Below are 12,897 nucleotides of genomic sequence, written 5' to 3' on the forward strand. Positions count from 1 at the left end.
TGTGAGCATCGCTTTGAGCGATGTGTATCCCGTCACCGGGACGTCGGCGGCTGCCGATCAGGTCATGACCAGCGCCGAGTTCGAGGCCTTGACGGTCACACCGCCCGAGCACGCCTCGGAGAACTTCGAGGTATCCTACGAAGTGACCAGCTACGAGCTGGACAGCAGTGGCGGGATTATGCCCGGCGTGCCCGGGGCCACCAGCACGGAAACCGTGACGGTCTATGTCGAGGCGGTGACCGATCCGGTTACCCTTGAATTCAACGCCGCCGATCCCGCGACCGTCGACAAGGCCGACGCCATTGTCTATACTGGCACCGACCAGGCCGAGCTGACCCTGAAAGAGGACACCACGGTCGACATTTCGGCCATCCTCGCCTCCAGCTTCGCCGATCTCGACGGCAGCGAGGACCGGTCCTTCACCATCACCAACGGCTCGGACAAGGACATCGTCGTCAACGGCACCACGGTCGCGGCGGGCGGCAGCATCGACATTCCCGCCCCGGGTCTGTCGACCGATCCGACCGCCCTGCCGACCATCGAGATCGGCGGAGGCCCGGACTTCAGCGGTGAGATCAACGGGATCACGGTCACCCTGAACGGGCAGGACACCGATGCCGACGGCCACTGGAATGGCAGCGCACCTGAGGATGGCACCACCAGCGGACCGGTAAGCGACAGCGTCACCCTGGACCTGAACGTGACGCCGGTTGCGGGCGACGTGGAGATCCCGGACGCAGAAGGCGACGAGGACAGCCCCATCGCCTTCCTTGCCGGGCTCACCCTGACGGACACAAGCCCCTTGACACAGGCCGGAGGGCAGGAGTTCATCCGCGAGGTGTCCTTCGACATTCCCCCGGGTTGGGACCTGGGGCCACTGCCGGCGCTGCCGCCCGGACTTACCTTCGATCAGTCCGGCGCGACGATAACAATCGGCGTGATGCCGGGTCTGCCGAATGTACTCGAAACCTATCTCGATTCCTTCACCCTTGTGGCGCCTGCCCATGACAGCAGCGATGTGACCATTCCTGTCACCGTCACGAGCCAGGACAGAGCCTGGATCGACGGTGCGACGGTTCAGGATGACCAAACCGTCGTTCACAACGTAACCGTCACGGTGAACCCGGTGGCCGAGACCGTCGGCACCGACACCGATGGTGACGGTGTGGATGACCTGACCATGAACGGTGACTTCAACTACACCACCCCGGGCGAAGAGGATGCCTGGTTCGATCTGAACAGCGACGGGTTCGACCTCGGCGCCGATTGGAGCAATCAGGACAGCGGCGAGCAGACCTTCGCCCGGCTGACGCCCGAGCTGATCCATGGCGACGGCTCGCAGGCCGATGCCATCGGCTCTCAGTTCCAGTGGTTCGACGGATCGACGTGGCATCAGGCCGTCTTCGACGGCACGCCGGTCGATGTGCCGATGGAATACCTCGACACCCTGCAGTTCCGCGCCGCCGAGAACTTCTCGGGGCAGTTCCAGATCGGGGTGCAGGCCCATACCGTCGACCCCGACGACGATGGCACCGGCTCGACGGTCGAGGCGACCAGCGGTCAGTCCTACCTGACCAATATCCTGATCTCGCCTGCCGCCGATGAGGTGACGATGTCGCTGACGGCGCGCGCCCAGGGCTACGAGGATACCGATATCCCGCTGGTGATCCGCCCGCGCAGTTCGGATCCCTCCGAGACCTTCAACGTCACCATCGCGGATATCCCCGCAGGGGCGACGCTGACCTATGACGGCCAGCCCGTGACGGTGACCGGAGGCGTCGCGACTTTCGTCGACTTCGATCCCGCGCTGCCGCTCATTCTGACGCCGCCGCCGCACAGCAACGTCGACTTCACGCTCGACATCAGCGCGCAGAGCGTCGACCGGCTGGATATCGGCGGAACCATTCACGAGGACGTTTCGGCGCCGATCACGCTGCCGATGGAAATCCACATGAAGGGCGTCGCGGACGAAGCCGACGTGACCTTGACCTCGCAGAGCTATGTCGAGGCGGAACTGGACAGCGAGACCGATACCGTCATGCTGGCCGACATGGTTTCCGTCAGCTCGCCGGACACCGACGGATCCGAGAGGCTGACCCTTCAGGTCACCGGGCTGCCCGAAGGTTTCGACCTGAGCCAGGGCACCCTGCTGACCGGCCCGGACAAGACCGGTGCAGACCGGGTTTGGATCCTGCAGGAAAGCCAGATCGGCAGCACCGAGATCACCGTTCCGAAGAACTTCTCGGGACTGGTCGAGTTCGCCGTGGTGCCCGTCACGACAGAAAACGACGGGGATTCCCGAACCGGCTCGCCGACCCCGATCCGCTTCGTGGTAAGCCCCTCGCCCGAGGCGACGATCACCACACAGACCGAGATCGTCGAGGATGTCCGGCAGCCTCTCGACCTTGGGATCGTGCATCAGAACGGCGATACCGATGAGATGATCAGCGGCCTGCGGATCAACATTGACCACGTCGAGAGCGGCGATTTCACGCTGTATCTGGGTGCGCCCGGTTCCGAGGTGCCGCTTTTGATAGCCGGTCTTCCGGTCGTCTCCATTGGCGGCGTCGAGTACTACGAACTGAACGGCACCCAGGTGGGTCAGCTTTCGGTACAGGGTGGCGCGCATCTGGATGGATCGCTTGGCGGTTTCGACCTGCAGTACCAGATCACCGATCCGGGCGACGGCAACGTTCTGCCGGTCACCGGCGACTGGACCGACGGACGGTTCGAGCTGACCGCCACGCCGGTCAGCGACGCGCCTGCGCTGACAATCGACAGCATCGACTCGGTGCCGGGCGACCGCGTGACCGTTGACACCAGCGGCGAGCAGGTGACCGTCACCCTGAACATCGCCAACCCCGATCATGACGGCAGCGAGCACCTCGTGCGCGTGATCCTGGAGGACGTGCCCGAGGGCGTATCCGTCGAGGGCGGCCAACTGCTTGGCGGCGGAACATGGCTGCTGACCTACGAGGGCACCGACGCACTGCCGATCAACGCGGCGGGCGGACTCGACCTCGGATGTCACCTTCACCGTGGGCTATGGCGCAGTCGGGCTGACCGACGCGCCGATCTCGGTCACGGTGCAGACCCAGGATCGCGGCGATCTCGCGGGATCGGCGACAGATGTCCTGTCCGATACGGCGCAGTGGTTCCTGACCACCACCTTCCCGCCGGGCACAGTGGCACCGCCTGCCACGATCGAAACCTGGGAATACACCGGTGCAGAGGCAACCGAGGACGTCAGCTTTGTGCTGTCCGACATGGTCAATGCAGAGGTCACGGCCTGGACCACCAGCCCGAACATCCTGACGGTCACCATCGTCGACCTGCCCGCGGGAACGCAGGTGGAAGGCATGGTGCGCTCGGTGATCGACGGCCAGGAGGTCTGGACTGCATCGGTGACGACCGCATCGGGCGACGACGCTGCCACCGTCCAGGCAAAGCTGGATGCGCTTATGGACAGCATCGAGATCACGACGCCGCAGGATGGCAACGGCAACAACCTTGCCGAGCCCTTCGAACTCAACGCCACGCTGACCACCGCCGTGGCCGGTGGTGGCCGGTCCGAGACCGCGACCATCGTGCCCCCGGTTCCGGTGAACCCGGTGACCGACAAGGCCGTGATCGACATCGTGCTCGACCCGTCGGATCCTGACGGCAAGGTGACCGAAAGCGATACCGAGATCCCGCTGACGATCACCGTGACGAACCCGGCCGATGGCAGTGCGGGATCCACCGTCACCGGCGATCTCTATCTGCAGATCGGCGGGACGAGCGGACTGGAAAACGGCACGCTGACGCAGGGTGGCACGGTTCTGGTTCCGCAAACCGTCACCGGCGTCGATGGCATCCCCGACGGCACCTATTACGTCGTCCCGGGCGTTGCGATGAACGGGCCGCAGGATCTGGTGTTCACGCCCGACAGCATGGTCACCGGGGATCTCACCGTCGACGCCTGGATCAGCAACATCGAGACCGGCAGCGTCCCGACGATTTCGACCGGCACGGCAACCCTGCCTGTCGAGCTGAGCAACGATGGCGTCACGCTTGCCCCGACCGGCCCGCTGGGCGGTGACGAGGCGGCAGAGCCCAGCACCAGTGCGTTGATCGACCTCGACCTGACGCTTGCCCTGAACGACGCGGACGGGTCCGAACAGATCTTCACGGTTCTGTTGTCGAGCCTGCCCGACGGGTTCCTGCTGTATACCGGCAGCAGCGCGAGCGATGCGAGCCTTGCCGACATGGCGGTCAACGCCGGCGGTTCGGGCGGTGTCAACACCTGGGTTCTGGCCAGCGGCGGCTCCGCTCTTCCGCCCTATGTCGGCATCCTGCCGCCGCAGAACTGGAGTGGCACACTGGACGACCTCGCACTTGTGGTGAAGTCGGGCGAAACCACGCTGTCCGAGTCCCGCGTGGATATCCTGCCGATCGGCGATATCACGGTCGCCCCGGTGGCCAACGGCCTGACGATGACGGGGACGAATTCCTTCGGTCAGGAAGGGACCATCGTGTCGCTGAACCTCAACGCCTCCATGGTCGATTCCGAGGATGCCTCGGAGACCGCGGCAGCGGATGAAAGCATCGAGACGACGACGCTTGAAATCAAGGGTCTGGGCGAGTTCGCGTCCTTCTACACGGGCACGACGCCGCTGGTCTCGGGCATCAGCTACGATGCCGCCAGCGACACCTATACCCTGACCGGGCTGAGCCAGACCGATCTGGACAACCTCGGGTTCATTCAGGCGCGCGACGCACTGACCGATCAGGACAGCGGCACAGCCGGCGTTCAGATCGACGTGACCGCGCATACGGTGGAAAGCGGCGATGCAGGTGCGGTTTCGGCCGACACAGGCACCACCCTTACGGTGAACCTGGGTCAGCAGTTGCCGACCACGGGCGACAACAGCCTGATCTGGACCGGCTCTGCCATCAACGGCAAGGCGGGCGAGGACACGGTGCATCTGCGTGGCGGCGAAAGCCTGACCGGGGCGGAGCTCGGCACACAGCTGAGCAATGTCGAAACGCTCGATCTTGGCGTCGCGGGGTCCAACGCGATCACCGATCTGACGCCCGAGCAGGTGCGCGCCATGACCGATGGCGACAACCTGCTGACGGTGCGGGGATCGGCAGAGGACACGCTGTCGCTGTCCGGCGACTGGACCGACAACGGCGACGGGACCTTCACCGGCACCAGCGCGGGCGAACCGGACGTGACCCTCACCGTCGAGGACGTGACGGTCTCGCCGCTGCCCAGCCCCTTCGCCGCGGCGTCGATGATGTCCTTCGGGTTCGGTGGCGGCGCGGAAGGCTTCGGCCTTGCCTCGCTCGACGAGGGCAAGCTGGCCGACCGGCCCGACGAAGAGCCCGAGACGCTGCGCCTTGACGATCTGATGGCACCGGTGCGGGAGGAAGAAGACCTGACCGCCGGTCTGCCGGAAGAGACATCGGATGACGGCGCGCAGCCGCAAGGCGACGATGTCCTGATCGGACAGCCGGTGCCGGGCCGCGTTCTGGAGGACGAGCTTCAGTCCGGCGCCTACGAGGTGTGACGCCGTGACCGTCGAAAGGCGCATAACCCGCCCGGAAACGGGCGGGTCCACCGCGCACAGGGGGTGGACGGAGGCCGTATTGCGCATCGCCGCGCATTACGGCATTGCCGTCTCTCCCGAACGTGTCCGGCTGGACCTTGCCTCGGTCCGCGGATGCGGACCGGCTGCGGGTTCTGGCACGCTCTGCGGGGCTTTCGATCCGCGAACCCGACATTCGGCCCGAGGCGATCTCGACCCTGCGCCTGCCCCTGCTGGTCGAGTTCGACAATGGCGAGATCGGCGTCGTCGAACGGGAAACCGCCGATGGCTTCGGGATTGCGCTCGCCGGCGAGAAGGGGCTGGAAACGCCGGTTTCCCGCGCGGAGCTGACAGGGCGCCTGCGGCGCCTCTTCGTGCTGCGCCCGCTGTCGGCCCGGCCCGACCGGCGCATCGACGACTATATCGCGCCCTGGCGTCCCGACTGGCTGCGCAGCATCGCCCTGGCCGACCTTGCGCCCTACCGGGCGGTCATGGTCGCCTCGCTGGTCACCAACGTGCTGGCGCTGGCCGGGATCATCTTTTCGATGCAGGTCTACGACCGCGTCATTCCCAGCCAGTCGATGAATACGCTCTGGGTGCTGTTTGCCGGGGTCATGCTGGCCTCGTTCTTCGGCCTGTTGATGCGCCTTGCGCGCGGACGCATCACCGACGAGGCGGGCAAGGCCGCCGACCTGCGCATCTCGGACAGGGTGTTCGGCCATGCGCTGCGGGTGCGCAACTCCGCCCGCCCCCGGTCGACCGGGACGTTCATCTCGCAGGTCCGCGAACTGGAACACGTGCGCGAGATGATGACCTCGACCACCGTATCGGCGGTGGCCGATGTGCCGTTCTTCCTGCTGTTCTGCGCGCTGTTCTATGCCATCGTCGGCGGGCTTGTCTGGATTCCGCTGGCCGCCGTGGTCCTGATGGTGGCGCCCGGGCTTCTGGCCCAGAAGCGCCTGCGCCGCCTGGCCGAGGCCAATACCCGCGAAAGCGCGCTGCGCAGCGCCATGCTGGTCGAGGCGATCCAGGGGATCGACGACATCAAGTCGCTGCAGGCCGAAACCCGGTTCCAGAACCTGTGGAACCACTACAACGAGACCACCGCCGGGTCGTCGATGCAACTGCGCGACCTTGTGAACAGCCTGTCGTCCTGGGCTCAGGCGGTGCAGGGCGCGGTCTTCGCGGTGGTGGTCTTCTTCGGGGCGCCGATGGTCATGGCGGGCGATCTGAGCACCGGCGCGCTGGTCGCGGCCTCGATCCTGTCATCGCGGATGCTGGCGCCGCTGACCTCTGTCACCCAGATCCTGAACCGCTGGCAACAGGCCCGGGTCGCCCGCCAGGCGCTGGATCAGCTGATGGCCCTGCCGGTCGATACCGCCCCGCAGGAACAGCGCATCCACAAGCCGGTGATCCAGGGCGATTTTGCCCTGAAGGACGCGGTCTTCGGCCATGATCCGCAGACCCCGATCCTGAAGGTCGAGCGGATACGGATCGCACCCGGCGAGCGCATCGCCATTCTGGGGCGCAACGGCGCCGGCAAATCGACGCTGCTGTCGGGGCTCGCCGGGCTGCTCGAACCCATGGCTGGTGAAATCCGTGTCGACGACGTGGTGATGGGATTGATCGATCCCAACGACCTGCGCCGCGACGTTGCGCTGCTGGCTCAGGGCGCGCGGCTGTTCCATGGCACGCTGCGCGAGAACCTGACGCTGGGGGCGCCGGATGCCACCGACGCGGCCATCATGGACATGCTGCGCCGCATGAGCCTTGTCGATTTCGTCGAGCGGCTGCCCGACGGGCTGGATCATCTGGTGCAGGAAGGCGGCCTTGGCCTGTCCGGCGGCCAGAAGCAGGGCCTGCTCATGGCGCGCATCCTGCTGCGCGATCCCAACGTCCTGCTGCTGGACGAACCCACCGCCGCCTTCGACGAGGTGTCCGAGGCCGCGATGATCGACATGCTGGGGCGGCTGGGGCCCGAGAAATCGGTGATCGTCGCCACCCACCGCCCGGCCATCCTGCGGATCGTCGACCGCCTGATCGTGGTCAGCAACGGGCGCATCGCCATGGACGGCCCGAAGGACAAGGTGCTGGCGCAATTGCGCGGCGGCGAGGCCGCAGCATGACGGATCTGTCCTTCATCGAGGAACGCCCCACGGCCCGGGCCGAACGCCGGCTGGTCTGGCTGGTCTTCGTCATGCTGGCGCTGTTCCCGGGCTGGGCCTGGTATTTTCCGCTGGTCGAGGTCTCGCGCGGTCAGGGCACGGTTGTGCCCTCGTCGCGCGAACAGGTGATCCAGTCTCTGGAAGGGGGCATCGTCACGGCGATCTCTGTCAGAGAGGGCGATATGGTCGAGAAGGGCCAGACCATCGCCCGGCTCGACGCCACGCGTTCGGCCTCCAACGTCGAGGAAGCGGCGGCCAAATACCACGCCGCCATCGCGGCGGCGGCGCGGCTGCGCGCAGAGCTTGACGGTCGCGAGACGGTGGATTTTCCGGTCGAACTCTCGGGGGACGACTTCGACCAGCTGCGCCGCAACGAACTGGCCCTGTTCCGTTCTCGTCGCAACAGCCTGCAAGAGGCACTGTCGGGCCTGACCGAGGGTCTGGAACTGACCCGGCAAGAGCTTGATATCACGGAGACCCTGCAAAAGAACGGCGCGGCCAGCCGGGTCGAGGTGATCCGCCTGCGCCGCGAGGCCGCCCAGACCGAGCTGGAAATCGCGCGCCTGCAGGCCGATGCGCGGGTTCAGGCGGGCGAGGAACTGCAGCGCGTCAACGCCGAGGCCGAGGTGCAGGCCTCGGTCATGCGCGGCCGGTCCGACCAGCTTGCACGGCTGGTATTCCAGGCGCCGATGCGCGGCATCGTCAAGGACATCGCGGTGACGACCATCGGCGGCGTCGTTCCGCCCGGCGGCAACCTGATGACCATCGTTCCGATGGATGACAAACTGCTGATCGAGGCCCGGATTTCCCCCCGCGACATCGCCTTCATCCACCCCGGACAAGAGGCGCAGGTCAAGCTGTCGGCCTATGACTACGCGATCTTCGGCGGGCTCTCGGGCGAGGTGGTGACGATCTCGCCCAACACCGTGCGGGACGAGGTCAATCCCGATCAGGTCTATTACCGCGCCTACATCCGCACCCAAGAGGATTTCCTGACCAACGAGATCGGCACGCGCTTTCCCATCGTGCCGGGCATGATCGCCACGGTCGACATTCGCACCGGGGAAAAGACCGTCTGGCAGTATCTCGTCAAACCGTTCAACCGGGCACAGGAGGCGCTTCGTGAAAGATGAGACCGCGGGTCGCTTCGGCCCATTTCCAACACCTGACATGACCGCGAAGAGGTTCACGACATGACACGATTCGGCGGCGCGCATCGCGCCCTTCTGGCCACGGCCCTCCTGCTTGTTCTGCCCCCGGGCACCGCAACCGCGCAGACGGCGAACCCGGCCCATCAGCTCGATCCGAAGGCGGGGTTCTCGTCCGAGTCCCGTCGCTACCCGGATATGAACGCGACCTATGCCCGCGAAGGCCACGAAGAGCGGATCGCGCGGATCCGCAGCGTGCAGCCGGGCATGTCGCGGCTGGACCTGCAACGGACACTTGGGCGTCCGGCGATCGGCTATCGCGACGGCTCGCTGGAGTACCACCTGTCGCTGTCCCTGACCGGGCGCGACAGGCTGATCTGCCAATACCGGGTTTTCTTCGACGATGACGGAGCGGTAGAACGCGCTGCATGGCGCCGCCCGCAATGCGCAAATCTGATCTGGGCCAGGTAAGGATACTCTCTGCATGATCCGCAATCGACGTTCTGGACAGGGAAACGCAGGACGCAGGGGTCTGGCGCTGGCCTTGTTGAGCCTGTCGCTTGCGGGCTGTGCGGCGCTGCCCGCGCCCGATGGCATGGAGGCGGCGCTGATCGAGCGCGCCGAAGGGCTTGCGCCGCTGGCTCCGGCGGAGGGCCGCGATGCCGGGAGCGCGGCGCGCAACGGGCTGTTGCTCAACCCCGCCGTTCGCGAGGCCGCCAGCCGGGTTTCCGCCAGCGCCGACGAGGTGCGGGTGCAGCGCGCGGTGCTCTTTCCGGCGCTTGGCCTGACGGCGGGCGGCGGGATCGGTGCCGCAGGCAAGGGCAAGCCCGTTGCCGAGCTGACCGGGTCGCAACTGCTGTTTGACGGCGGCAAGAGCAAACGGGCCGTCAGGATTGCCGATTTCGACATGCAGATCAGCTATGTCGGCTTCCAGAAAGAGGTCGACGAGGCGCTGATCGCGCTTCTTGAAACCTATGACGACGTGCAGACGCAATCCGATCTTCTGGGCGTCTACCGTAAGCAGTTCGAGGCACTGCAGGCGCTGGAACAGCGTGTCGCCGCCCGCGCGGCCAGCGGCGCCGTCTCTTCGACCGACGTTCTGGAAACCCGGCGCCGCCTGCAATCGGCGGCCTTTCTGGTCAACGACACCGAACTGGCGCTGGCCGAGACGCGCGACCGCCTGACGCTGCTGAGCGGTCAATCGCGCGGCGGCAGCATCGACATCGCCGCGCCCTCCTGCAAGCCGGCCGGGGCAACCGATGAGGTCCTTCTGGCCCGGCTTGAACTGGGGCGCGCGCAGCTGGCACAGGAACAGGCGCAGAATGCCATGACCCCGCGTGTCGTTCTCAAACCCGTGGTGCGCGGAGAGATCGGCACCGATACGCTGCCGGTCGGCCTGAACCTCGATGTGCAGTCGGACTTGCTGAAGGGCGGTGCGCTGGGGGCCCGGGTCCGGGCGGCGGGCAATACGCTTGCGGCGGCCCGGGCGCGGGTCGAGGCGGCAGACCTCGAAGGCAGCATCGAGGAGCGCGCGCTGCTGCGGTCGCTGGCCGCCGGAAAACAGAAGCGCGCCCTGCTGCACCGCCAGATCGCGCTTTTGTCCGAAACCCGCGATCTGTACCGCAGCCAGTATCTGGATCTTGGCACGCGGCAGCTGTCCGAGCTTCTGGACAACGAAGAGGAATACTATACCCGCAAGGCGGAACTGGTGCAGCTGCGCTCCGAACTCGCCAGAAGCCAGCTGCAATGCGCGAGGCGCAGCGGGCATCTGCGCAGCACCCTCGGGCTGGAGGGCACGCGCCTCTACGGCTATCCGCTTGGGGATACTCGGTTCTGACCCCGGCCCACCCGGCAAAGGGGGCAGTCGCCGCCGCGCGTCGGCCCGGTGACCGGGCCGATGATCCCCCGCTCCGCCCCCGGTCAGCCCAACGGCGCGGGATCGTCCAGCGCCGCCCCGGCACCCAGCCTGCGCGAGATGTCGGCAGCCATCGCCACAAGGCCGGCGCGGCAATCCTCTGCCGAGGCGGCGGAGGTTCCCGTCAGGCGGTGCACGAAGGGGATCGTGACCGCGGCAATCACCCCGCCACGGAAATCGAAGATCGGGGCAGAGATATTCTGCACCCCCTCGATGGTCAGCGAGGGCTGGGCGCAGTAGCCCGCCGCCCGCACGGCGGGCAGGTCATCGATGAAGGCCTTGTACTTGTCGCGCGGCTCCTGCCCGGCATCCCCGACCAGCCTTGCCAGCCTGTCCTCTTCCATCCAGGCGGCCAGCACCCGGCCCGAGGCGGTCTCGAAGATCGGGATATGCGCCCCCGGGCGCACCGAGGTCACATTGTTGTCCTGACAATCCACCTGCGCAATGACCAGCACGCGGCCCGAATGGATGATGCCGAGATGCATGGACTGGTTGACCTGATCGGCCAGCCTTTGCATGGCCTCGCCGGCGATCGAGGTCAGCCGTCGGGTCGGCGGATGCCGGTGCGCCAGCTCGAACATCCGCGTTGTCAGGTGATAGCGGTCGTCGTCCGCATAGAGATCCACGTAGCCGCGCTGCCGCAGCACCATCAGCATGCGAAAGATCTCTGACGTCGTTCGGCCCAGCTGCTTCGCGATCTCGATCTGGGTCAGCCCCTCGGCGCTGGAGGCCAGCAGTTCGAGAATATCCAGCCCCTTGGACAGGGCGGGCGCGCGGTACTTGTCGTCATCCTGCCGGACATCGGCGGTCTTGGTTTTCATTGTGCTCCTGCCCGCGAAATCGCGGCCTCTGGTCGGCGTATCTTATCTGCCTGCGCGTCGGGCTGACAACTGCCGACCCTGGATTCTCTAAATATAAAATTTGCTTTTACTTGTGAAGCCGCAACGCTATCCTGCCGGAAAGAGGAGGACAACCGTGGCCGAAACACGCACGCTCAGGGGCATGACCTGGTCCGACCCGCGGGGCTACGACCCGCTGGTGGCCGCCAGCGCGGCCTTCCGGGACCGCCATCCGAATGTTCGGATCGACTGGGACAAACGCTCGCTTCAGGGGTTCGAAAGCACGCCGGTGGACGAACTGGCCGCGACCTACGACCTGATGATCATCGACCACCCGCACGTCGGCGAGGTCGTGGCCCGGAACTGCCTGCTGCCTATCGACCGCCACGGCGACCTGGCCCTGCTGGAGCAACTGGCCTCGGAGACCGTGGGCAAGAGCTTCCACAGCTATTTCTACGGCGGCCACCAGTGGGCGCTGCCGGTGGATGCCGCCTGTCAGGTGCAGGCAATCCGCCCGGACCTGTGCGACGCCCCCCTGACAGAGCTCTCCGCCGTAATCGCAGAGGCCCGCGCGGGCCGCGTGCTGCTGCCGCTGCGCCCGCCGCATGTGCTGATGTGCTTCTTCACCCTGATGGCCAACCTCGGCACGCCCTTTCCGGTCAGCCGCGAAATCGCCCTCGACCCCGCGAACGGGCGCCGCACGATGGAGGCCCTGCAGGCGCTGTCCGACGCCGTGGACCCCTCCTGCCACGGCATGGACCCGATCGCCGCGCTGGATGCGCTGGCCGATGGCGCGCGCGCCGCGATGATCCCCTTCACCTACCTCTATGCGCCCTACGCGCAGGAAGGCTATCGCCCGAACCGCCTGTCCTTCCACGACATCCCGGCGGCGGGCCTGTCCGGCCCGCTGGGCTCGGCGCTTGGCGGCACGGGGCTGGCGGTCTCGGCGCGCACGGCGCATCCCGAACTTTGCACCGAATTCGCGCTGTGGGTCGCCTCTGCCGGGGTGCAATCGGGCCTTTATACCGCCAACAACGGCCAGCCGGGCAACGCGCTGGCACTGGGCCGATGCGACGGTGAACGCCCGCACCGGCAATGCCTACCACCAGACCCGCATGAGCCACGAGGCCGCCTGGCTGCGGCCCCGCCACGCCGGATACATGGGGTTTCAGGAAGAGGCCTCTCACATCCTGCTCGACGCCCTGACCGGCAAGACCACGCATGACAGCGCGCTGACCGCCCTGCATGCCCGTTTCC

7 protein-coding genes are annotated in these 12,897 nt (G+C 66.5%); 6 read left to right on the forward strand and 1 reads right to left on the reverse strand.

Annotation, left to right across the window (positions count from 1 at the left end; translation table 11 throughout):
- Window positions 1–13 precede the first annotated feature (13 nt).
- The 5 genes from ABFB10_RS21800 to ABFB10_RS21820 all read left to right on the forward strand — a co-directional run bounded on the left by ABFB10_RS21800 (window position 14) and on the right by ABFB10_RS21820 (window position 10,723).
- Window positions 14–3,661, forward strand: a complete 3,648-nt coding sequence (locus tag ABFB10_RS21800) for a hypothetical protein (RefSeq protein WP_347168326.1) — start codon at window positions 14–16, stop codon at window positions 3,659–3,661.
- Window positions 3,662–5,677: 2,016 nt separating this feature from the next.
- The gene (locus tag ABFB10_RS21805) at window positions 5,678–7,699 is read left to right on the forward strand and encodes a type I secretion system permease/ATPase (protein WP_430523065.1); all 2,022 of its coding nucleotides are present in this window, start codon (window positions 5,678–5,680) and stop codon (window positions 7,697–7,699) included.
- Complete coding sequence (locus ABFB10_RS21810) at window positions 7,696–8,871, forward strand: beta-barrel domain-containing protein (RefSeq protein WP_347168328.1); 1,176 nt, start codon at window positions 7,696–7,698, stop codon at window positions 8,869–8,871. The genes ABFB10_RS21805 and ABFB10_RS21810 overlap by 4 nt, the downstream gene beginning before the upstream one ends.
- 60 nt (window positions 8,872–8,931) lie before the next feature.
- Window positions 8,932–9,357 carry an outer membrane protein assembly factor BamE domain-containing protein gene (gene bamE, locus ABFB10_RS21815; protein ID WP_347168329.1) on the forward strand — a complete coding sequence of 142 codons (426 nt, stop codon included), beginning with the start codon at window positions 8,932–8,934 and terminating at the stop codon, window positions 9,355–9,357.
- A 13-nt stretch (window positions 9,358–9,370) separates the two neighbouring features.
- Window positions 9,371–10,723, forward strand: a complete 1,353-nt coding sequence (locus ABFB10_RS21820; protein WP_347168330.1) for a TolC family protein — start codon at window positions 9,371–9,373, stop codon at window positions 10,721–10,723.
- A gap of 83 nt (window positions 10,724–10,806) precedes the next feature.
- Here ABFB10_RS21820 and ABFB10_RS21825 read toward each other — a convergent pair whose 3' ends face one another.
- The gene (locus ABFB10_RS21825) at window positions 10,807–11,622 is read right to left on the reverse strand and encodes an IclR family transcriptional regulator (RefSeq protein WP_347168331.1); all 816 of its coding nucleotides are present in this window, start codon (window positions 11,620–11,622) and stop codon (window positions 10,807–10,809) included.
- Between the two features lie 154 nt (window positions 11,623–11,776).
- Between ABFB10_RS21825 and ABFB10_RS21830 the strand changes: the two genes are divergently transcribed.
- Window positions 11,777–12,865, forward strand: coding sequence for an extracellular solute-binding protein (locus ABFB10_RS21830; protein WP_347168332.1), 1,089 nt, complete (start codon window positions 11,777–11,779; stop codon window positions 12,863–12,865).
- The last annotated feature ends 32 nt before the right edge of the window (window positions 12,866–12,897 follow it).

The sequence above is a fragment of the Ponticoccus litoralis genome, from assembly GCF_039769985.1.
In the GTDB taxonomy this organism is placed as follows: domain Bacteria; phylum Pseudomonadota; class Alphaproteobacteria; order Rhodobacterales; family Rhodobacteraceae; genus Ponticoccus; species Ponticoccus litoralis.